We start from the raw sequence: 22333 nt of genomic DNA, 5'->3' as shown, positions 1-22333 counted from the left end.
TAATTTTCTCACAATGTTAATCAGGTCACTTTACAAAATTGAAACCTTCTCGTAACTTCAAACTTGAATACGTATTCATGCCGTTTCACGCCGTCAACGATACCGGGCAAAGGGAGTCACAACCAGAGGGAAGCGCCGGTAATGCCGTTCTTGATTGGTTAAAAACCATTAATTTTCAGAGGTTCAGACCATGTTTCGAGCACTACTCCGCCGACCTGAAGCCCGGCTCTTTTTTATCATCAGCATCCTGTTTTTTATCTGTATTCACAGTATTGACGCCTTTCTTGCCCCGATGATGCTTGCGCAGGGCATAGAACCGCAGATGATGGGGATCATCATGGGGGCCAGCGGGCTGGCGACGCTGCTTATCCGTTTTCCGCTGGGGATCATCTCTGATGTGGCGAAAAGCCGCAAAATCTTTATTCAAATCAGCCTGCTGCTGCCGATTTTTACCTGGCCGGTGGCCTGGCTGGAGCCGAACGCGGTCACGCTCTATCTGGCGAAGGCGGCGGACGGCGTAACCGCCGCGACCTGGGTTTTATATAACATCCTGTTTATTCGCTACTTTGATCGCAAAGAGGCGCCAGCGGCCGTGGCGCTTCTGGCGCTGGCAGGACCGGTTGGGGTGTTTATCGGCAACTGCATCGGTGGGTTATTAATTCACTATTTTGAGAACAACATCGCATTTTTCCTCTCCTGCGTCTCCGGTCTGCTGGCACTGATCCTGACCACGCGAATTAACGATGTGCACGATTCGGTGCAGGCTCCCACGCTTAAGGCCTGTATCAGCGGTGCGCGTAAACAACTTAGCGACCGCTCAGTGTGGATGATCGGTATTCTGGCTACCATTGTGATTCTGGTACCGTTCGCCACCCGCGATACTCTTACGCCCATCTATGCCGAACAGCTGGGCGCAAGGGCAGGGATCCTGTCGCTGTTAAGCAATATCCATCTGATCTTCTATGCGCTTGCCATCGCATTATGCAGCTCGGTTTTCTACCGCCACCTGGGCGTGATGAAAACGGCCGTCGTCGGGATTATTTTGCAGATACTTTCCACGCTCGGCATTCCCTTTACCGATAATATGTATCTTATCTATGCCCTGCAGGCGCTGGCTGGTTTCTCCTTCGGAATGGCCTTTGCCGCCTTTATGTCACTGAGCGTGATAAATACCACCCCGGATGAGCAGTCCACCCGTATGGGGCTTTTTCAGACGATTTACTCGCTCGGCATGTTTATTGGTCCGGTAATGATGGGCGTTATGCTGCAACACGTTAATCTCTCGTCCGGTTATTTCCTTATTGCCGCGCTTTCTATTGTGGCCGTCGTTATTACCCCACTCTCGGTGCGCTGGGTAAATAACCGGCAGGTAAAGACGTCATCTGAATTATCCGTTAACGGAAAACTCGCCTCAGTACGCGACCAGTAATTAATACAGCTAAGCACGTAATCCCGGTTTGCCGGGAGGAACCCTCATTGCAATTTAAAAGGAGTACAGCATGGCCTTTTTTTTAAAAACCAGTAAACCCATTCAGGAGCGCCAGCAATCTCAGCGCCAGATCAGAGAAACAGTTGAACTTATTCTTGCGGATATTGAACAGCGCGGAAATAAAGCGATTCGTGAATTGTCGATTAAATTTGATGGGTACGATCGTCAGGATTATCGCCTGAGCGAGGCTGAAATTTCGCACTGTATTAAACAGCTGAGCCGTCAGGATATTGCGGATATCGAATTTGCGCAGGAACAGGTGTTTAATTTCGCCCGCCAGCAAAAAGCCTGCCTGCTGGATCTGGAAGTGGAAACGCGCCCTGGCGTAATTCTCGGGCATAAAAATATTCCTGTTAACGCCGTCGGCTGTTATGTGCCGGGAGGGAAATATCCGCTACTCGCTTCGGCGCATATGTCGATCATCACCGCCAACGTTGCTGGCTGCTCGCGCATTATCAGCTGCGCGCCGCCCTTTAACGGGCAACCGGCGCCGGCGATTGTCGCCGCCCAGAAGATGGCGGGAGCAACAGAAATTTATGCGCTTGGCGGGATACAGGCCATCGGCGCGATGGCGCTGGGCACCGATACGCTCGCCCCGGTGGATATGCTGGTGGGGCCAGGTAACGCTTTCGTGGCGGAAGCTAAACGCCAGCTGTTTGGCCGGGTCGGTATCGACCTGTTTGCCGGCCCTACCGAAACCCTGGTGATTGCCGATGAGAGCGTCGATGCTGAAATGTGCGCGACTGACCTGCTCGGGCAGGCTGAACACGGCGTCACCACGCCAGCCATTCTGTTGACCAACTCTGAGCTGCTCGCCAAAGAGACCATGCGGGAGGTTGAGCGGCTGCTGGCGAAACTGCCCACTGCGGATATTGCCCGCCGCGCCTGGGAAGATTATGGGGAAGTGATCGTCTGTGACAGTTATGAAGAGATGCTGCAGGAGGCCGATCGCATCGCTTCCGAACATGTTCAGGTGATGACCGAACGTGACGACTGGTTCCTGGCCAATATGACCAACTATGGTGCGCTGTTCCTGGGGCCGCGTACTAACGTGGCTTACGGCGATAAGGTCATCGGTACCAACCATACTCTGCCCACCCAGAAAGCCGCACGCTATACCGGCGGTCTGTGGGTCGGCAAATTTATGAAAACCTGCACCTGGCAAAAAGTACTGAGTGATGAGGCCACGACGGAAATTGGCAGCTACTGCTCGCGCCTCTCCCTGCTGGAAGGTTTCGCCGGACACGCCGAGCAGGCCAATATCCGCGTGCGCCGCTATGGCCAGACGGATGTGCCTTACGCGACGCCAGCCCCGGTCAGGGAGAAAGTGAAATTATGACGCTGCCGCATACACCCTCATTTTTCCTTCACGGCAGGCGGGCGCTGGTGACCGGCGGCTCAAAAGGGCTGGGTTTCGCCTGCGCGGTGGCGCTTGCCCAGGCCGGGGCGGAGGTGTGGATCGTCGCCCGCAACCCTGACGATCTGGCGGGTGCTGTTGCGCTCGCCGCCAGTGAACAACTGACGCTGAATCCGCTGGTGCTGGATATCACCGCCTCCCAACAGGTGGAAGAAACCCTCAGCCAGCTGCCGGTGATGGATATTCTGGTCAACAGCGCCGGGCTGGCCCGCCATCAGCCCTTTCTGGAGGTGAGCGGTGAAAACTTTGATGCGGTGATGGCGCTTAACCTGCGGGCCACTTTTTTTGTCAGCCAGCAGGTTGCGCGGCGCATGCGCGATGCGAAGAAGGGCGGGGCCATTATTCATATTTCATCGCAAATGGGACACGTCGGCGGGCCGCAGCGCAGCGTCTACTGCGCCTCGAAATTCGCGCTCGAAGGGCTGACGCGCACCATGGCGCTGGAGCTTGGCGAGGCTGGCATCCGGGTGAATACCTTATGCCCGACCTTTATTGAAACCGAACTGACGCGCCAGTCGCTGAGCGATCCGGACTTCCGTCGCTACGTGATGAGCAATATAAAGCTGCCTCGTCTGGGACGCGTGGAAGATGTGATGGGACCGGTCGTCTTCCTCGCCTCGGATGCGGCGGGGATGATCACCGGCAGCGCGCTGATGGTGGACGGAGGGTGGACGGCAACATGACTTCGCCCTTTATCGATAACAGTGACGTGCCGCTGGTGCTGATTGGCGGCACGCTCTGCAACGCCCGGCTGTGGCAACCGCTGATCGCACAACTGAACGTTCCGGCGGTCATCTGCCTGACCTTATCCCGCGACGCGTCGGCGGAAGCGGCTTCCCGGCGGCTTCTGCATCTACTGCCGCCGCGCTTTCTGCTGGCGGGATTCTCGTTGGGGGCCATCGTCGCGCTACAAATCGCCGCCGATGTGCCTGAGCGGCTGGCGGGGCTGGCATTGCTCTCGGTCAATCCGCTGGCGGATCGTCCGGAAAATGCCGTTACCCGTCGCGCAGCGGTCAGAACGGCCCGCGAACAGGGACACGGAGAATGGCTCTCTGCCACGCTCTGGCACCAGTACGTTGCCCCATCCAGCCTCAGCAACCGACAGCTACACGATCTCCTCTGTCTGATGGCTCAGGAGAGCGATCCCGATACTTTTGCCCGGCAGACCGAAATGGCCATCAGCCGTCGCGATAACCGCGAGGCGCTGGGCCATCTTGCCTGTCCGGTGCTCATCCTGAACGGTGAGTTCGATCCGATATGTACGCCAGCGCATCATCGTCTGCTGGCTGACAGCATCCCCCATGCTACCTGGACCACCCTCGGTTCATCTGGGCATTTTTTTATTCTCGAAGCGGCGGATAAAGCGGCCGTTCCGGTGAGGAAATGGATTAAGGAGTCTCTGAATGCGAATGAATAAGCTTAAAGCGGCGTTTGCGGAACAGCGCCCTGTCATTAATGGCTGGCTGGCCATCCCTTCCAGCTACAGCGCTGAGATCGCCGGGCATCAGGGGTACGATGCCGTGACGGTCGATTTGCAGCACGGCATGATCGATTTCGCCAGCGCGCTGACGATGCTACAGGCGCTCTCGGCCACGCCCGCCGTGCCGCTGGTACGTGTTGCCGATGAGACCCCAGCGCAGATCATGCGGCTGCTGGACGCGGGCGCCTACGGAATAATCTGCCCGATGATCTCAACGCCGGAACAGGCACAGCGCTTCGTTTCGGCCTGCCGCTATCCGCCGCTGGGGACCCGATCCTTCGGCCCCGCGCGCGGCCTGCTCTACGGGGGCGCCGATTATCCTCAGCACGCCAATCAGGAAATCCTTACCCTGGCGATGATTGAAACCCGTGAAGGGCTGGCAAACATAGATGCGATCCTGGATACCGATGGGCTGGATGGGGTTTTTATCGGGCCAAACGATCTCTCCCTGACGCTGACCGGGGCCGCCAGCGCCGAATCTGCGCATCCCGATATGCTCTTTGCGATTGAGCGGGTTGTCAGCAAGTGTCGCGAAAAGCACAAAGTCGCCGGTATTTTCTGCACCTCTGGTGTTGCGGCAGCGCAGCGTATCGCAGAAGGGTTTCACTTTGTCACGCCCGCTAACGACGTTATGCAACTTGGCCGCGCCTCACGCGAAGCGATTGCGCTTGCCCGCGGCAACGACATCCCGACTACCGGCGCGTCCGGTTATTAACAGGAGCTGAATATGAAAGCCATTACCTTAACCTCTGAACAAGCCCGCAGCCGCCTCGTCGCGCCGGAAGATATGGTTTCCTGCAATCTGGCCTTTATCGACTGCAAGCTGCCGGGTTCACACCTCAAGCAGAACTATTCCTTCATCGGGCCAGGCGTTACGCAGTCCTCTTCCCAGGTGGTGAATATTCCCGAGCCGCACGGCTTTAACATCGGCGCAGCGGCAATGCCGAAAGGCGTCACCAATAACTTACATCTGCACTTTACCGCCGAGGTATTTTTACTGCATGAAGGCAGCTGGCGCTTTCGCTGGGGGGCAAACGGCGAGCACGAAGCGGAGTTCAGCGCGCCCGCCATCCTGACCATTCCCACCTGGATATTCCGCGGCTTTACCAACGTCAGTAAAGAAGATACCTCCGGCATGGTCTATACCGTGCTGGGCGGCAATAACACCGGTGGGATCATCTGGCATCCGTCTATACTGGCGGCGGCCAGCGAGCATGGGCTTTATCTCAGCAAAGATAATATGCTTATTGATGTGAATGCGGGCGATACCTTCCCCGGCACGTCGGGCCTGTTGCCACCGTTGCCCGCAGAGGAGATTGCCGCTCTGCGCGATTACTCCGTAGAGGAGATGCGTCAGCGGGCCGTGACGGGCGAGGAGCGTCAGTGGACCTCCGAAGGATTGCTGGATGCGGTTCTGTCGGGCCACGGCGGCGAAATTGCCCCGGTTATTGGCTATGGCATCTCACAGGATCGCCACAGCGCGCCGCCCATCGTCCAGCCGCACGGCTTTTCCTTAGAGTGGCTGCGCTTGCGGCACGACCATCAGATGGGGCGCCACCTTTGTCCGGACATTCAGGTCATTATGGTATTTAAAGGCACGCTGGAGGTGACCTGGAATCAGGAAGGTGAAGAGGTCAGTATCATCGCTCCTGAGCGCTCGGTGGTCTCCATTCCGGCCAACAGCTGGCGGCGCTATCGTGCAATCGATGGTGATGCAGAGTTTATCCTCACCACGCAAGGCGATCAGCGCAAACGTCTCTACTGGGATGAGGCGATTTTGCAGCAGGCCAGAGAACGCAACCGCGGTCTTGATCCCGACGGCTATGTCAGCAAGCTGGATATTCTGCCGGTCACCGCCCGTCGGGCGGCGGCCAGAATAGAGAGCCTGTCTGCGGAAGGCTAATCCACAGGCCGGCGCAACGGCTCCGGCTAGCTGTTAAGCGCTGATGTTGGCAGGGCCCGCTTCTGGGATGAAGCGGGCCCGCTGACGATTATCAGGGGCTGTTTGGGACGAGGAGTGGAGATTGATTGTTAAAATAGCCCAGGCTTTTATAGCCTCCTGTATATTACACTAACTAACCATTAAACTTACTTATAGGTAAATAAGCCTCACCTGTTTGTGAAGCATGCCGTCTTATTCTTGAAATCACTTCACCGAAGCTTATAGCTCCAGACAAAAATAAATACAAATGACTTGCATCAATTATCATTAAAGTAGTTTTGCTTCCTGAAGCCTCAGATATTGCTACGCTACTATATCCGCTTATGGACACCATAATTCCCATGGTATTATCAGCCATATTGTTGACTTTTGATTTCAGTGAATCAATTTCTTGAGCTCCAGACTGGACTTTAGTAAATTTTAGCTCAACAAGATAAGTGGTTCCTTCATACGTTAAAGATCCATCTATTTGTCGGCCATTAGTTTTATATGGTCTTCTATTTTGAATCTCACAAAACTCCAGTAATTGATAAAACCATTCTTCAAACTTATAACCTCCTTCTTGTGTGCCCACTAATGAATGCATCTCATCTAATAGTTGTTGAAGCTTTTTCTTATCAGTTAAGGAACGTTGGATTCGCTCTCTATCGAGTCGAACTCGTTCATGAGTTTCTGTGCGTTCTTTTTCACTCCTGGCTTTCTCATCTTGCTGACTCAAATACAATTTGAGTTCTCTAACCGCTTTTTGGGCTTCTTGTAATTTGATTGTTGAGTCTTCCCAGTTGCAAAGGTCAGGAAAAGTTGATTGCTCTGACAAATTCCGTGCCATTTGAAAGATAACAGCTTTTCCTTTATCCGTAGTTTGCAGCTTTTGGAAAAGATGATCCAGGAGATCTCTCTTCGACTCATCATCTGACCAGGCTGCAACAAAATTATTGGAAATATTTGATGCCAAGAGGAATTTTCGAAGCGCATTTCTCCGCCAGTAAGACTTAAGCGCAGCCTCATAAGTCAGCTCAATAAGGCGAGGGGTGATTTTTATGGCCACAGCAGAATCTTCCTTTACAAGTATTAAATTCTGTATACCAAAAAATTGAAAGCGGGTCACTTTAATATATGTCTTAGTAGAGGTGACCTTCTTCACGCTCATTATTACAGTGTAACATAAGGTTAACAGATATTAGGGTTGTTGTTTTCTAACTGCCGCCTGAAAGCCGCATGAAGTTTTTAATGGTCGCCCGGGAAAGGCTTGCTGCCGTAGCCACGATGACAAAGCTAAAGGGATTTTCAGTAATCAGAGGGGGCAGATCTCTACATGCAATAAGAACAGTTTCCACCTTATTGCCTTTCCACTACCGACATTAAATCTTTCCAGAACGCCTGTACATAAGGGTCGCAAAGCCTTTTGTCTTAACCCGCCCGATAAGCGATGTCGTCATTTCACGCAGCTAATACTCTCTGCAAGAGGGCAGTGATTATGGCTTGCTCACCAGCTATGCAGGTAAAAGGCGGGAACGATCTCCCGCCATCTCAGATCGCCTGATAGTGGCAATCCCGTTACGCGAAATTAAATCTCTTTCCGGCCAAGATAGCGCTCTTTAAACAGCGAACAGGCAATGCCGATATCCAGAGCAGGCGACGGTGGCATAAAATTGGCCTTGCCCAGCGATGTCATCTCCGCGATCAGCGGGTTGTCCTGATTCATCATCAGATCCGCAAGCAAACTGCCTGCCACGGTCTGTTTCGATATGCCCGCGCCGTTACAACCGCCAGCGGTACAGACAAATTTATTCAACCTGCCCCATACCGGTGCGCCGTTGCGGGTTACGCTAATATTACCGGACCAGGTGTGGGTGAGTTTAACCCCGGTAAGTGTCGGATAGACTTTATTGAATAAACGCTGATGCAAATGGGTGGCGTGATAGGTTTGCGCAGCGTCAACCTTACCTTTTAAGGCGGGTATAACATGCTGGCGAATCAGGAAACGGCGATCTGAGGTGCAACGGAAGGTCGCTCCGGCAATGGCATTCACCGGGGTGAGTCCCCAGCTTTTCATTGGCGGAAGTGTCGCCAATTGTTCCTCTGTCAGAGGTTCAGTGATGCTGGCAAAGGTCGCCATAGAGGCCTGACGGGTGATGCCGGGAAGCAGTTCAGGCGACAGGGCGTTAGTTGCCAGCATCACTTTCGGGGTTTTAATCACGCCAAAAGGCGTGAGGACTTCCGCCTTATCACCATAACGAATGCCCAGAACGGGCGTATTATCAAAACATTGAACATTCCCAGGTAAACAATGGCTGAGTGCAGAAATTAATTGCGTCGGGTTTACCAGTACACAGCCAGGGGTAAAAATGCCTTTGCTATAAAATTTTGTGCCAAGTTTCTGATAGAGCGCGTCGCTGTCTAAAGTCCGGTAGGGTTCATCCATTAAGTCGAGATGGCTGGTGTATTCGTTCAATATACGATCGTTACCGCGCTCAACCTGGCAGTGATATTTACCGGCATTCTCCCAGTCGCACTGAATACCATGTTGTGAAATAACCTGTTCCAGCTGTGAAATCCCTTCCTGAAGCAGGTTCCGGTAGGCATTAGCTTTTTTTAATTCCGCGGTGGAGCTGCCGATATTATGAGGCAGGCCGATAACGAAGCCGGAATTACGTGCAGATGAACTTTCCAGTGAGCTGTGTGCATCCACAACAATGATTTTCAGTCCGGGATCTATTTCGGCTAAACGGCGAGCGAAGGCCACGCCCGTGAAGCCAGCGCCGACGATAACCCAATCTGCGGTCGTCTCACCGCGCAACACCGGATATGAGGCATAACAGTTATCGCCCGCAGGCCAGCCTGGCTGATTATGGTTGAAGGGAATAGATGCGTAGCGCAACGTCATGAACCTTATTTGAGAAAAGAAGGTAACGTTATAAAAGAAAGAAGGTTATCCGTACCAGCGATAATCTGAGTCTTCTTGATTTCAGATAAGTTACCAGCGGTAAAGATGCTCTTAATCCGGGTATCAGCAGATCTAAACGTCGGAAATTTACCAGATTTGGACTGTTTTACGTCACGTTTGACCGTTGTCCTGTATGGACCCTCATGATTATCGATAAATAGTCAGGTATGTACCTGGATATCCGGCGGCTTGATATTCAGCGCCCGCTTCAGGTCAGCAATCCTGACAGCGCTATAGCCATGTTCATGAAAGAGTGCCTGTGCAATTGCGACTAATGCTTCGCGATCAAATGCAGACCGTCGCAACCTGTTTTCTTGTTTCAACTTGCTTACTGAACCCATCTCTGTAGTAAGTACTAAAATAATAAGTATAAAGTTATATTTGCATGTAGTTGATATAAATGAATTTTTAAATTTATGTTAAGTTTTAACTTGTGATGTTTTTCTTTTACATGTAGTGATCACTATAAATATAACCCGCAGCAATCAGGAGAATACACAGTGACTCACTTTTTTCAGAACAAAATCGCGGTTGTGACCGGCGCATCATCTGGCATTGGTTTTGGGATCGCACAGGAATTAGCAGCACTCGGTGCAACTGTGATCATTACCGGGCGGGAGAAGAATAAACTTGAATCTGCACTCAGTACTCTTGGACCGGATGCGAGTCAGTTTCAGGTGGATGTATCCAGCCTCTCCGAACTGGATAATTTTTATAAGCAAATATTGTCCCGGTTTGGTCGCATTGACATTCTGATAGCAAATGCCGGCATGGGCGAATTTGAACCCCTCGGACAGATTACCCCGGAGAAGTTCGATCGTCAGTTCACAACGAACGTAAGGGGTATCACGTTTACCGTTCAGAAAGCATTACCACTTATGAAACCAGGCAGCAGCATTGTTATCACGGGATCAACGGCCTCTATTAATCCCGGTCAGGGCCTCAGTGTTTATGGAGGCACCAAGGCTGCTTTACGTGCAATGGTACGCAGCTGGATTCTGGACATAAAAGGTGCTGGCGTTCGCATTAATATCCTCAGCCCCGGACCGGTGGATACTCAATCCTTACACGATTTCCTTCCCGAGCCCGTTGACGCCATCCTGCAGTCTTTGCGTGACCACAGTCCGATTGGCCGCATCGGCCAGACAGAAGAAATAGCAAAAGCTGTTGTCTTCCTCGCCAGTGATGATGCCAGTTATATCAACGGCGCGGAAATTTTTGCCGATGGCGGCGCATCTCAGACCTGACTGTTGTCACTGGAGAAGGAATATTTTTGGGCAACATGACAGACCTCCCTTCTGCGGGAACCGTTCCTGCTGCCACGACTTGGTCCGGCACAGATGGGAAAGGCCTGAGCTTTTTTCGAAAAACCAGCATCAGCAACAATGTGGTGGTTACTGCACGCCATCCGGCTATCTGCTATCCGTTCAGCGGATACAAAAAAACACTGTAATAACAGAGTACCGAAAACAGTACTGACGACAGTAATGACAGCGTGATGCCCTTGCGTGCAGACATATTTTCCCCGGCCGTGTATCAAAATCAAAGCAGTGACGTAATGCGGGGCACCGGCCAGCTCATGGTTGACCGGTGCAGCTTATTAACAGAGTCAGGAGAGCTGGAGCCACGTACCCGGAATACTCAGCGCAAACTCACTACCAAAAACGATCGCCGGCGTCTGAAAACCGGGGGAACTGTCACCGTTCAGGACACGCCTCGCAGCCTCTGTGGCCGCAAGCGGCGTATAGGAATATCCGTTAACCGTCCCGATCATAGCCTGGTGGACCCTCCCGTCAGCCCCGGTAACTTCAGCAACAGCGCGTGCGCGATTTGCATCACGTTCATCCTGCCCGGGCCCTTCAGGAAGCAGGGACAAATCACCCTGCGGAAAGGCATCCCCTGTTACATGCACAAACATCTCAATATCCGGAATACCGGTTGAATGCCATGCCGTCACCAGGTCGCCAAAGGAAAGTGGCGCACAGGCAACAGGACCATCACCAAAATCAAACCAGCCGGGCTGCGCATCCTCTTTCGTCATCAGAATACCGTTAGCACGTTCCAGCAGGCCGGCTGCGATTATTTCGCCTGCGCTGACGGCAGAACCCCGGGACATCGTTCCGGCCACCTGTAATGCTATACGCAACCGTCGTGGTCCCGGTACATGCCCTGCAAGGCGAACGGCCAGGCAGTCGGTTGGCACCACGTCCCAGCCCACGCCCGGCAGCAGCATACTCCCGGCCCGCGCAGCTCTTTCACCCAGTGACTCAGCCAGCCGGTAAACGTTAATTTCCGCTGTGATATCAAGGTAATGAATACCTTGGTCTATACAGGCTTTTATCAGCGGTTCTGCCGTAGCGGCAAACGGGCCGGCGCAGTTCAGCACAACGCTGACGCCTGCCAGCTGCAGCGCGGTTTCAGCAGCGTCCTCCAGGCCGAATACCCGCATACTGACGTCAAGTTCACCGGCAAGTGCGTCCAGCCGCTGCCTGTTTCTGCCAGCAATAATAATATTCAGGCCGGCACTTTTAGCCTGCGCGGCGGTCATGCGTCCCGTGTAACCGGTGGCGCCATAAATCAGTAATGTTTTCATGGTTGCGGGTGCTGCCATTCTTTATAAACAAATTCCAGGCTGTAGCCATCGGGGTCGAAAACGCTGGCGGCGTAGTAGCGGGGATCGTAGTGAAGCCGGACACCGGGTGCCCCATTATCAGACGCGCCGGCACGCATGGCTGAAGCATAGGCTTCATTCACCATTGTCTGATTTCGCGCGACAAACCCGACATGTATAGCAGCTGGCGCAACAGTTCCTTCGCGTAGCCAGAAAAAGATCCGGCCCTGAGCACCGAACCCTTTTAAATCCGGGTGGCCGGGCGGCCCCTCTTTTCCGTCATAATCATGACGAACCGTGATGCCGAGAGAGGCAAGCGCTTCCGTATAGAAACGGACAGAACGGCCTGTATCGCTGACCGTTAAAAACAGATGATCGAGCATAAAACCTCCGGAAGGATTCAGATTTGGTAGCCGCCAGCAACCTCGATGGATTGTGCGTTGATCCAGACGCTGTCATCAGAGACCAGGCCTGCGATAACCCGGCCGACATCATCCGGCTCCCCCACGCGTTCCAGCGCGGTCTGTGAGGCGAGCAGCGCCTCAAATTCATCATTCAGTCCTCCGCCAAGCGACGTACGAATTGCACCCGGAGAGACTGCGTTTGCCCGGATGCGCCGTGGTCCGAACTCTTTGGCCATATAGCGGGTCAGTACTTCAAGGCCGCCTTTAAAGGCAGCGTAGGGCGCAACACCTGCCGTAGCCACGCGCGTGGTGGCGCTGGTAACGTTGATGATCTGTCCTCCATCACAAATCAGAGGCAGCAGCTTTTGGGTCAGGAAAAAAGGGCCCTTCAGGTGTACGGCAAAAAGAGTGTCGAACTCACTCTCTGTCACCGTTTCAATCGGGTTGAAGAGCCCAAACCCGGCGTTGTTGACCAGCACGTCAATCTGCTCACGTTCCCAGGTGACACTGACTATGTCCAGTAAGGCGTCGCGGAAAGTGCCGAAGGTTTCGGTGCGAGCCACATCCAGATGCAGCGCAACGGCACGGCCGCCTGACGCTTCAATCTCCTTCACAACCCTCAGGGCAGATTCAGGATGGCTGTTATAAGTCACAATCACCCCTATCCCTTTAGCCGCGCACTGCTGCGCCACGCTGGCGCCGATCCCGCCACTGCCGCCGGTAATCAGTACAATTTTCATGATTTCATCCTTTCTGTCTGCGGTAGAAAAAGGATAAAACTTCCCGGACAGCTCAGCCTCTGCGTTCCTGCTCGATTCTTGCCTTTTTCTGCTTTATGCTCGCTTTAATCATCATACTGAGGAGGCTGACTTTGACACTGGAACCGCTGCTTGAAGAGTTGCGTCTTCTGGCCGCTCATGCCCGAAACTGGCGAACCGAAACCGGTATCCCCCGTGTGGCAATGGTGCAGGGTGACGTTCCCGCGCATGCACTGGCTGCGGTCTATGAGCCGATGGTTAATCTCATACTGCGGGGAAGTAAATCCATGACGGTAGGTGACCGGGTATTCAACTACAATCCTGCTTCATACTTTGTCATGTCAGTAGATCTGCCAGCCGTAGGCGAAGTCCACCCTGAGGCCACCGGTGCTCCTTATCTCGCGGTCAGTCTGACCCTGACGCCCGAACGGATTGCGACGCTGCTGGCTGATTTACCTCCCGTGAAGGCTGATCCACAGTCGGGTGCTTTTTCCGTTGCTGCCGTCACGCCCGAACTGCTGGATGCCTGGGTGAGAATGCTTCGCCTGATGAACAGCCCTGAAGATATCCCCGCCCTCGCACCGGTGTATGAACATGAAATCCTTTATCATGTTCTGAAAGGCCCACACGGCTGGATGCTGAGGGATATTGCTTCACCGGGAACCATGCTGGCGCGGATTGGTAATGCCATTCGCTGGATAAGACATAATTTTGCTGATGAATTTGTGGTTGAATCACTGGCCGGACAGGAAGCCATGAGCGTATCGGCCTTTCATCGTCATTTTAAGTCCGTGACAAACATGAGTCCGGTCCAGTATCAGAAGCGCGTTCGTCTTCTTCATGCCAGAACCAAATTACTGGCGCGTCAGCAGAGCGTCACGTCTGTTGCCATGGAGGTGGGTTATCGCAGCGTGCCCCAGTTTAATCGTGAGTACGCCCGTTTCTTTGGCCGCTCTCCTTTAAAAGACGCTGCAAGTCTCCGGAACGACGCTGATGATGCAGAAAGCTCACTGAATCACCACGTTTAATGCGGCAGTAAATTTGCTGCCGCAACGAAGCAATAACTCACCTCACGATATTTCACTCCGAGGGTAGCAGCCAGGAAAACCCAACACGCAGTAACTCAGACGTGGTTCAATTTCGCAAAGTGACGGCCGGTACTCTTACTCATCCTTTCTGACAGACGACTTCGATGTTATTACCGTCAGGATCAAGGATGAAAGCCGCATAGTAGTGTGAATGATAATGATCGCGAATTCCCGGCGCGCCATTGTCTCTACCGCCTGCCTGTAGAGCGGCACGCCAGAATTCGTCGACTATGGCCCGCTCACTGGCAGCAAAAGCCAGATGTGTTGAAGCGCCTGTTAGGTCTTTATCATGAAGCCAGAGCCTCGGGTATCCCTCCGGGCCCAACCCGTACCGTGCACCACCTGTTAAAGTCCGCTCCGGAGTCACAGAAATAATCAGGCTGAACCCCAGCGGAGCGAGGGCTGCTTCATAGAATTTGAGCGATACCAGAGCATTTTTTACAGCAATTTCAATATGGTCGATAACAGACATAACTTTTACCTCCTGCTTAAACATTTTTTGGCGTCAGGAGAGCACTGAATGTCTGTCCGGCCAGCTGAGCCACGGCAGTTAACCTGGCTTTTGACAGTCCCGTTACTGCGGCTGCAGAAAAGCCCCGCAGTGTTGTCACGACATAGTCAGAAAGCTCGCGGTCCCGTGCAGGTTCATACTGCCGGATATAACTTCTGATGAACTGAATTCCTGCCTCACCATAGCGGCTTGCCAGCTCCCGGGCCTGCGGATCATCGGCACGCATACCTTCAGCCACAAGACAACCTCGCTGGACTGGGGATCGGGCGTATAAACGTGCAGCCGTCATAAAAAGATCTGCAACCGCCTCATTCAGCGGCCTGCCCGGAGTCAGAATTTTGTCAGCCGGCAGGTTTCCTTCTGCAACATAGAGATCCAGGCAGCGTTCAAACAGCCCTGCTTTACTACCGTAAGCGGCGTAAAGGCTGGGAGGATTTATATTCAGCGTTTTTGTCAGTTCCGTGATACCTACAGCATCATAACCACGCTGATGAAACAGCGCTTTAGCCGTCTGCACGCCGGACTCTCTGTCAAATACCCGCCTGGGTGCTTTTATTGTTTTTCCGGTATCGCTCATAGGTTTTTTTCCGTTGTATCAGAAGTGTTTCTGGCTGCCATTTTAAAACTTTTTTGTAGCGATCGCTACAAGTAATTAGTGACAGCCTGTTTGGGGTTATATATAGTGATCACTACAAAAAACTCACGTGGTGCAATTATGAATCAGTCATTTAATAGAAAGGTTGCCGTTATCACTGGTGGCGGAAGTGGCATTGGTCTGGCTATAGCGAAAAATCTGAACGACGAAGGCGCAGATGTCATTATCACTGGCCGGAATGCAGAAACCCTTCAGGAGGCAGTAAAGCCCCTGGGGAAAAATGTAAAAGGTATTGTTGCTGATGTCAGCAGCAAGGTTAGTCTTGATGCGCTTTATGAACAGGTTAAAGTGGAATTCGGCCACATCGATATTCTTGTCGCTAATGCTGGCGGTGGAGTCCATGCCCCACTTGGTGAAATCACTGAAAAACAGATCCACGATCAGTTTGCCACAAATGTTAAAGGTGTTGTGCTGACTGTTCAGCAGGCTTTGCCCCTGCTTGGAAAGGGTTCAAGCGTGGTTATCATTGGTTCGACGGCGTCAGCAGACCCGGGACCCACTATGAGTATTTATGGTGCGACCAAAGCCGCAGTCAGAAACATGGTGAGAAGCTGGATTACAGAGCTGCAAGGATCGGGTATACGCATAAACATTGTCAGCCCGGGTCCTGTGAATACAGCGTCGCTCAGAGCCGCATTTGGCGATAATGCCGAAGAGGGGATCGCCTTCCTCACCGCGAAAAGTCCGTTGGGACGTATCGGAGAGCCGGAAGAAATAGCCTCTGTTGTTTCTTTCCTGGCCAGTGAAGCCTCAAGTTATGTGAATGGTATAGAGCTGTTCGCTGACGGGGGCGCCTCACAGACCTGACAGAGGATAGGTACCGTTCATTTAACACAAATTACTCTCGCTCACCCGTTGTATTGGCTCAGAACGCAGATGTCCGCTTCTGGCACAAAGCGGTCTTTGCAATATTTGCCCCTGGCAGCCTGTCGAAAGGCTGTCAGGGGGCGTCAACACGTAGAGTGTAGTCGGCTAGCGACCTCCCATGAGCGAGCATCGGTCGGCACACTTACAGTCTGGGGGGTTTCGTACTTCAGCACTGTCAACAATGACACCCCCGCCATGACGTTCTGCAACACATAGTACAAAAGTGAATCCATGCCGCAGGGTCGTGTACCCACCGAATGGCCTGTTTACTCACCTGCTGGCATCGACATCTGCTGGGCGGCTTTCAGGTGCTGCTCAACGACCGGCGTGTGCTCATCGGCCAGGGCCTTCACATCCGGATCCTTAATATTCATGGCGTCACTTTGCAGCTTCGACAGCACCATCTGGTGGTCCTTGATGCCAGCATTTTCCATATACATCTTGTCAAATGCGCTGCCGCTCTGCGCTTCCAGTTTGGCGGCCATGGCCTGGTGTGCGGTGTCCGGCTCAGTCGGCAGTGCCACGCCTTTTTGCTGGGCAGCCGCCTGGACTTTGGTCAGGGCCGCGCTGTGGTCCTTGACCATCTGCTGGGCGAATGCTTTGACTTCGCTGCTTTGGGCCTTGCTCAGCGCGACTTTGGCGGCGGCGACTTCATTGATATTGGCCTGGGCCATGTCCTTCAGTGCTTTTTCGTCACCGGCGCTGAGCCTGGCGCCCGATCCTGTCTGGCCGGTGGCGTCATTCTGCACGGCGGCTGGCGGCGTCTGGGCTTGCACGCTGCCAATAGTGAACATTGCTGCCACTGCTGATACGACTAACATTCCTTTCAGGGTTTTATTCTTTTGCATTTTATTCTCCAGATGGTCATGGGTAGGATTGGAGTCAGGTCATTTATCGTGCGCAGCCTCGTATGTAAATGACGACTGCAATGATCAGTATAGTTAAGCAACGATGTGAGGCTGCGGTTCAAGCTATGATCTTCAATGGTGAATGGCAGAATATGATGGAAGTAAATCCGCGGAAATTACACAGCGCGGCGTTTAAGGCAAAGGCCGGACTGGAGGCATTCCGCTCACGGACGCGCGCCACCGGGCGGTGGATACGGGGAGCGGGTCAAGTCCGGGTAGGTAAAAATTGTGTTTGCACACATAAAAAATGGGGCCCGCAGGCCCCATGCTGATGTAATCGTTTAATAAAAATTATTCAGGCAGCGCGTAAACCACTACCTGGTCGCCCACCTGATCCTTCAGGATAGTATTGCCTCCGGCGACGAAGGCCACATACTGACGGCCTTTGTACTCGTAGACCGAAGGATTCGCCACCGCAGGCGCTTCCGCCTGATCGGACCAAAGCTCTTCACCGGTTTCAACCGAGTAGGCGCGCACTTTGGCATCCATTGAGGCACCGATGAATATGACGCCGCCCGCCGTCACGGCCGGGCCGCCGATGGTAGGTGAACCCCATTTTTCCGGCATAAAAAAGCCATACTGCTGCGATGCGCCAACCGGACGACGCCATTTCACATCGCCGGTATGCATATCCAGCGCCACGATTTCCCCAAACGGCGGTTTCCAGCACGGCATACCCAGCCAGTTGTCCGCCACCAGCAGACGCATGCCGTACGGAGCGCCTTCCTGCGGCGCAAAGCCGTTCTCGTTACCCGCGCTTTTGTCCGCGTTATCGTAATCTTCGCGGCTGTAGAGCTTAACGTACTGCACGATATGTGAGGTGTTCACTATGGCTATCTGTTTCTGCGGATCAAACGCCACTCCGCCCCACTGGACGCCGCCAGCGCTGTCCGGATAGGTTAATGCTCCTTCTCCTTTGGTGGTCGGCGGCGTGTACATTCCCTCATAGGTAAGTTTATCCCACAGACGTGAACACTGGCCGGCACCCACGATGTCCGCCAGCTTCCAAATCTCCGGCTTTTTCGATTGATCGAGCAGCGGCGCGGGTTTGGTCGGGAATGGCTGCGTTGGCGAAAGGACTTCCCCCTTCACCGATCCATCGCCCTGTGGGACCGGACGCTCTTCAATAGGCCACACATCCTCCCCCGTCAGGCGGTTTACCACAAACAGGAACCCCTGCTTGGTGGCCTGAACCAGGGCCGGGATCTCTTTACCATTTACGGTGATATCCATCAGCGTCGGCGCTGAGTTAATATCGTAATCCCACACGTCGTGATGCACCCACTGACGGGACCAGACCACTTTACCGGTGTTGACATCCAGCGCTGTAGTCGAGGTGCCGAGCGGAATAGGGTCTGTGCGGTTGCCGCCCCAGTAGTTGGGGGACGGGGATGAGACCGGGAGATAGACCAGACCGTTCGCCTCATCGGCAGACATATGCGTCCAGACGTTGGCCGTCCCGGTGCGTTTACGGATTTCAGCCGGGATCGCTTCAAAGGTCCATTCCCGCTCACCGGTCTGGGCGTTGATTGAAAATACGGTGCCCGGAGGCGCTTCGGCATAGGCCCAGTCTTTGCCAGCCCAGCCAACGAGCAGGTGGTTGCCGACCACGGTTGGTGGCTGCAGGATAGAGAGCGGGAATTTGGCGTTTACCGTATTCCACTGATTCACATTCAGCACACCGTTGTCCGCAAAGCCGCTGCACGGCTTGCCGGAATCGGCATCCAGCGCGTAGAGCTTGCCATCAACGGTGCCCAGATAAACGATCTTCTGGCACGCCTCTCCGGCCACCGGGTTCTTTGCCTGCCAGTAGGAGACGCCGCGATTTTTTAGCACCGGCTGAGTCAGTGCCTGGCGTGATGATTTAGTATCATAGTGCCACTTCTCTTTCCCGGTGCCCGGGTCCAGCGCAATCAAGCGATCGAAAGGCGTACCTATGTAAAGCGTCTCGTTAGCAAAAACAGGCGTTGCTGACCAGACGGTAGCGGGCGTTTCCCCTTTACCGTCCGACACGTCGCCGGTATGAAATTCCCAGACTTTTTTTAATTTGCCGACATTTTCCGCCGTAATCTGGGTCAGCGGGCTGTATTTCTGTGCATTAAGCTGACCGTGAAAGCTGTCCCAGGTGGCGGCGGAGGGCACCAGCGACGACGACGGCTGGCTTGCCGAGGCCACTTTCTCTCCCTCGCTCTTGCTGGTAGAGGCCTCATCGGTAGTTTCCGTGGTGCCCGGCGCTTGCTGATCGGCGGCATCCACGTTGAGCTCTTCCTGGGTCCCCTGAGAGGCCTCAGCGGCTTTATCCTGAGCCTGCAGCGTGAACGGGGTAATCAGCAGCGCCAGCGCCGTCATGCTGACTTTCATTAATGAATAGTGTTGAAGATTATACACGGGCGACTCCTCAGGCTTTGGCGCGTTGATTGTGACGGGCGGAATTGCTGCGCTGCGCAATCAGGCCAACCAGGCCTAACACCATGGCTGCCGTAATGATGTACTGGTGCAGCAGCGCGGCCGCAAAACCAATACCAAACAACACCAAAAAGGTGACAATAATCAGGAAAATGCGCGATCCGCGACCGGAGGCGACACGCAAAAGAAAGGTCAGTACCGCCAGTACCGCGCTGGCGATGGCCACGCCCAGCGCACCAATGGTACCGGTGACACCGGTAAGCGGCGTCAGCCAGGCATATAACGCCAGCGCGCAGCCAATTGCCGCAGCCAGCAGCAGCAAGATGCTGCCGGTGCGTGAGGGTTGAGATTGCAACATACCAGGAAATCCCCTAAGAAAATGAACAAGTCATAAATATGGCGTAGTAGCGGATGTATGCGGCTGTTAATCGAACCAGCAATAACAGAGGTGAAGAACAGCGGCATAATTCACTAAACGTTACAGAGTATAGAAGAGGATTTTCTGAGTGTTTTAACGTTCAGCCTAAGCCATGCCTTGCAGGCTAACGCGCTGAATGCGTCATGGCTATTTTCGGTCCTGCGATGCTCAGTACGGAGAGTAGCGGAGCGACAAAACGGCATGCGCAAGCCTGGCCTGTCCACGGGTATGGCTTGTCGCGGCGAGGATAAGCACGCCCGCGATTGATGAATGAATACGTAATGACGACTGTTTTGAGCGAAGAGCGGGCACTGGCTTTATTCAAACATAACTGCTCTGTCTTAAAATTTTTAAATATAAACGGCTTAAATAATATAATTTTTTAGTCTTTAAGCGCGGCAACGATCGCAGCTTCCATTTTTTCCGGGGTGGAGATCGGGGCAAAACGCTGGAGTGGTTTGCCGTCGCGTCCAATCAGGAATTTCGTAAAGTTCCATTTGATCCATCCGCCCAGTACGCCAGGCAATTCGCCTTTCAGATAACGAAACACCGGGTGGGTTAAGGCGCCGTTAACCGCCACCTTCCCGAACATCGGGAAGGTCACGCCATAATTGATGTGGCAGGTCTGCGCGATGTCATCAGCACCACCGGGCTCCTGCTTACCGAACTGGTTGCAGGGAAAACCCAGCACCACCAGACCCTGAGCGGCATATTTCTGGTAGAGCGACTCAAGGCCCGCATATTGTGGCGTAAATCCACAGTGGCTGGCGGTATTGACTACGAGGACCAGCTTGCCAGCGTAATCGGCCATAGGGACCTGCTGAGCACTCAGGCTGGCGGCAGTAAGTTGATAAAAAGTGGTCATGTCGACATCCTCAGCGTTACGTACATTGTAGGGTAAGCTCCGCTTTGAACGAAGTACAGGCGCTTTCAGCGCAGGCTGGTACAAAGGCTTAACGGCAGATTGAGTCTTTGACTGGCAGTACGTAATGAAACTCCGCTGGCTTTACTTACTCCTTGCCGAAATAAGCATAGCCCATGCGGAAAGCATTTTGCCGGTACGGCCTGAAAGGGTCTGAGCGACCGTCTGAACCTGCCTTACTGACCCGGCCCGTTAATGACGTCAGTCAGGTGATTAGTCATGACCGCGTCTGGCAACAAATCGCAGTGAGCGCTTTTAGCCTGAAATGAATTGTTATAGTATAACATTTCATTTGATAGCCTCTGAGGTAATTACGTTGTCTACTAAAATCAATACGCTGGTGCTCACTCTTGGTCTGGTCACCAGCAGCGCTTATGCCCATGGTCACGGCCATTCACATGGTGCTCCACTGACAGAAGCTGAACAAAAAGCTTCAAAGGGCGTTTTCAATGACAGCGATGTGAAGGACAGGGCGCTGACCGACTGGGAAGGGATGTGGCAATCCGTTTATCCGATTATGTTGTCGGGTGAAATGGACCCCGTGTTCCGCAAAAAGGCTGAACAGGATAAGAGCAAAACCTTTGAAGAAATTAAGCAATATTATAAAAAAGGCTATGCCACTGACGTCGCCGAACTGGGAATTGAAGACGGTGTAATGGAATTTACCGTGGATGGCAAAGTGAGCGCATGCCGCTATGACTATGCAGGCTATAAAATTCTGACGTATCCCTCAGGAAAAAAAGGGGTTCGTTATCTGTTTGAGTGTAAAGACGCAGAGAGCAAAGCGCCAAAATTCGTCCAGTTCAGCGATCACACCATCGCCCCGCGCAAATCGGCCCATTTTCATATCTTTATGGGGAACAGCTCTCAGGAGCAACTTTTCAACGAGCTGGATAACTGGCCGACCTACTTCCCTTATCAGCTCACCAGCAAACAGGTTGTCGATGATTTGCTGCATCATTAATTCCTGAACTATGGCATGGCTGTAACAGGCTATGCCTTTTTTTCAGCGAATCTGCTCTTCTGTCTTCTGGTTAATTTCAGGAAAATCAGCACCGGACGTGGACCTTTAATCGCGTGCGCTTCCCTTCAAACTCCCTCAGCGACTAAGTCAAAAGGCGTAAAGCAGACGCCATGCCCAAGCCCGATTCTGCTCTGTCCAGACGGACATGCTGCCCGTCAGCAGTTGTCATTGACGGCCTGGAACAGAAAAGCATTAAACTTAACAGGATCAAACGCATCCCCGAATGTGAACAGGATTTTGTGCTGGGTAAGCGAAGCCCTGAAGTTATCACCAGAGATAAATAACGGCGCCGTTACAGGCCATATCGCCGTTGTAGGATGCATTTTTCACTAAAGATTGCGGGTTAATCAGCCGATAAACGTACACTAACATCCCTGATCTTAAATCTCGCCATCGATCATTTTCCGCGCACTACTGCGGGTAAAATGGCACGGTTGAAACTACTGCTGAACAGGCGGCAGCGTCATTCACCGCTCATGAATGATA

The 22333-nt window shown here is 53.2% G+C and carries 21 protein-coding genes; 10 read left to right on the top strand and 11 right to left on the bottom strand.

Features of this window, described 5'->3' with window-relative positions; genetic code table 11:
• The first annotated feature begins 190 nt into the window (after positions 1–190).
• The 6 genes from EA20_RS0104770 (at position 191) to EA20_RS0104745 (ending at position 6289) form a co-directional block, all read left to right on the top strand.
• Entirely contained in the window at positions 191–1429 is a 1239-nt protein-coding gene (locus EA20_RS0104770) for an MFS transporter (RefSeq protein WP_024965746.1), read from the top strand.
• 70 nt (positions 1430–1499) lie between these two features.
• The gene (hisD, locus tag EA20_RS0104765) at positions 1500–2828 is read left to right on the top strand and encodes a histidinol dehydrogenase (protein WP_024965745.1); all 1329 of its coding nucleotides are present in this window, start codon (positions 1500–1502) and stop codon (positions 2826–2828) included.
• Positions 2825–3589: an SDR family NAD(P)-dependent oxidoreductase gene (locus tag EA20_RS0104760; RefSeq protein WP_024965744.1), complete on the top strand. Its 765-nt coding sequence runs from the start codon at positions 2825–2827 to the stop codon at positions 3587–3589. The genes hisD and EA20_RS0104760 overlap by 4 nt, the downstream gene beginning before the upstream one ends.
• Positions 3586–4323 (top strand): alpha/beta fold hydrolase, encoded by a 738-nt coding sequence (locus EA20_RS0104755; RefSeq protein ID WP_024965743.1) that lies wholly within the window; start codon positions 3586–3588, stop codon positions 4321–4323. The genes EA20_RS0104760 and EA20_RS0104755 overlap by 4 nt, the downstream gene beginning before the upstream one ends.
• Positions 4316–5101 carry an HpcH/HpaI aldolase/citrate lyase family protein gene (locus tag EA20_RS0104750; protein ID WP_235192627.1) on the top strand — a complete coding sequence of 262 codons (786 nt, stop codon included), beginning with the start codon at positions 4316–4318 and terminating at the stop codon, positions 5099–5101. The genes EA20_RS0104755 and EA20_RS0104750 overlap by 8 nt, the downstream gene beginning before the upstream one ends.
• 12 nt (positions 5102–5113) lie before the next feature.
• Entirely contained in the window at positions 5114–6289 is a 1176-nt protein-coding gene (locus EA20_RS0104745; protein ID WP_024965741.1) for a hypothetical protein, read from the top strand.
• A 172-nt stretch (positions 6290–6461) separates the two neighbouring features.
• Here EA20_RS0104745 and EA20_RS0104740 read toward each other — a convergent pair whose 3' ends face one another.
• Both EA20_RS0104740 and EA20_RS0104735 read right to left on the bottom strand, forming a co-directional pair.
• Positions 6462–7376: a restriction endonuclease gene (locus tag EA20_RS0104740; protein ID WP_200868305.1), complete on the bottom strand. Its 915-nt coding sequence runs from the start codon at positions 7374–7376 to the stop codon at positions 6462–6464.
• Between the two features lie 519 nt (positions 7377–7895).
• Positions 7896–9209, bottom strand: a complete 1314-nt coding sequence (locus EA20_RS0104735) for an FAD-binding oxidoreductase (protein ID WP_024965739.1) — start codon at positions 9207–9209, stop codon at positions 7896–7898.
• 566 nt (positions 9210–9775) lie between these two features.
• Between EA20_RS0104735 and EA20_RS0104730 the strand changes: the two genes are divergently transcribed.
• Positions 9776–10522, top strand: coding sequence for an SDR family NAD(P)-dependent oxidoreductase (locus EA20_RS0104730; protein WP_024965738.1), 747 nt, complete (start codon positions 9776–9778; stop codon positions 10520–10522).
• Between the two features lie 362 nt (positions 10523–10884).
• Here EA20_RS0104730 and EA20_RS0104720 read toward each other — a convergent pair whose 3' ends face one another.
• Genes EA20_RS0104720 through EA20_RS0104710 form a run of 3 tightly spaced genes read right to left on the bottom strand, consistent with a single transcriptional unit; the run spans position 10885 to position 13030 of the window.
• Positions 10885–11868 carry a trans-acting enoyl reductase family protein gene (locus tag EA20_RS0104720; RefSeq protein ID WP_024965737.1) on the bottom strand — a complete coding sequence of 328 codons (984 nt, stop codon included), beginning with the start codon at positions 11866–11868 and terminating at the stop codon, positions 10885–10887.
• A complete protein-coding gene (locus EA20_RS0104715) occupies positions 11865–12269 on the bottom strand; it encodes a VOC family protein (RefSeq protein WP_024965736.1) in 405 nt (134 codons plus the stop codon). The genes EA20_RS0104720 and EA20_RS0104715 overlap by 4 nt, the downstream gene beginning before the upstream one ends.
• Before the next feature lie 17 nt (positions 12270–12286).
• Positions 12287–13030 (bottom strand): SDR family NAD(P)-dependent oxidoreductase, encoded by a 744-nt coding sequence (locus tag EA20_RS0104710; protein WP_024965735.1) that lies wholly within the window; start codon positions 13028–13030, stop codon positions 12287–12289.
• A gap of 95 nt (positions 13031–13125) precedes the next feature.
• On the opposite strand from EA20_RS0104710, the gene EA20_RS0104705 reads away from it, so the two are divergent.
• Complete coding sequence (locus EA20_RS0104705) at positions 13126–14076, top strand: AraC family transcriptional regulator (protein ID WP_051516329.1); 951 nt, start codon at positions 13126–13128, stop codon at positions 14074–14076.
• Between the two features lie 139 nt (positions 14077–14215).
• On the opposite strand, the gene EA20_RS0104700 is transcribed toward EA20_RS0104705, so the two are convergent.
• The gene (locus EA20_RS0104700) at positions 14216–14608 is read right to left on the bottom strand and encodes a VOC family protein (protein ID WP_024965733.1); all 393 of its coding nucleotides are present in this window, start codon (positions 14606–14608) and stop codon (positions 14216–14218) included.
• A gap of 16 nt (positions 14609–14624) precedes the next feature.
• Positions 14625–15224, bottom strand: a complete 600-nt coding sequence (locus EA20_RS0104695; RefSeq protein WP_024965732.1) for a TetR/AcrR family transcriptional regulator — start codon at positions 15222–15224, stop codon at positions 14625–14627.
• Positions 15225–15362: 138 nt separating this feature from the next.
• Between EA20_RS0104695 and EA20_RS0104690 the strand changes: the two genes are divergently transcribed.
• Positions 15363–16109 carry an SDR family NAD(P)-dependent oxidoreductase gene (locus tag EA20_RS0104690; RefSeq protein WP_024965731.1) on the top strand — a complete coding sequence of 249 codons (747 nt, stop codon included), beginning with the start codon at positions 15363–15365 and terminating at the stop codon, positions 16107–16109.
• A gap of 326 nt (positions 16110–16435) precedes the next feature.
• Here EA20_RS0104690 and EA20_RS0104685 read toward each other — a convergent pair whose 3' ends face one another.
• The 4 genes from EA20_RS0104685 to EA20_RS0104670 all read right to left on the bottom strand — a co-directional run bounded on the left by EA20_RS0104685 (position 16436) and on the right by EA20_RS0104670 (position 20766).
• Positions 16436–17017, bottom strand: coding sequence for a DUF4142 domain-containing protein (locus EA20_RS0104685; RefSeq protein WP_024965730.1), 582 nt, complete (start codon positions 17015–17017; stop codon positions 16436–16438).
• A 351-nt stretch (positions 17018–17368) separates the two neighbouring features.
• Complete coding sequence (locus tag EA20_RS0104680) at positions 17369–19426, bottom strand: pyrroloquinoline quinone-dependent dehydrogenase (RefSeq protein ID WP_369699779.1); 2058 nt, start codon at positions 19424–19426, stop codon at positions 17369–17371.
• Between the two features lie 49 nt (positions 19427–19475).
• Entirely contained in the window at positions 19476–19841 is a 366-nt protein-coding gene (locus EA20_RS0104675; RefSeq protein WP_024965728.1) for a hypothetical protein, read from the bottom strand.
• Between the two features lie 442 nt (positions 19842–20283).
• Entirely contained in the window at positions 20284–20766 is a 483-nt protein-coding gene (locus EA20_RS0104670; protein WP_024965727.1) for a glutathione peroxidase, read from the bottom strand.
• Between the two features lie 373 nt (positions 20767–21139).
• On the opposite strand from EA20_RS0104670, the gene zinT reads away from it, so the two are divergent.
• Complete coding sequence (gene zinT / locus EA20_RS0104665) at positions 21140–21787, top strand: metal-binding protein ZinT (RefSeq protein ID WP_024965726.1); 648 nt, start codon at positions 21140–21142, stop codon at positions 21785–21787.
• Positions 21788–22333 lie beyond the last annotated feature (546 nt).

The organism is Pantoea sp. IMH, assembly GCF_000599885.1.
In the GTDB taxonomy this organism is placed as follows: Bacteria; Pseudomonadota; Gammaproteobacteria; order Enterobacterales; family Enterobacteriaceae; genus Erwinia.
The sequence above is the reverse complement of the archived record's forward strand: the minus strand, read 5'-3'. Positions and strand labels throughout refer to the sequence as shown.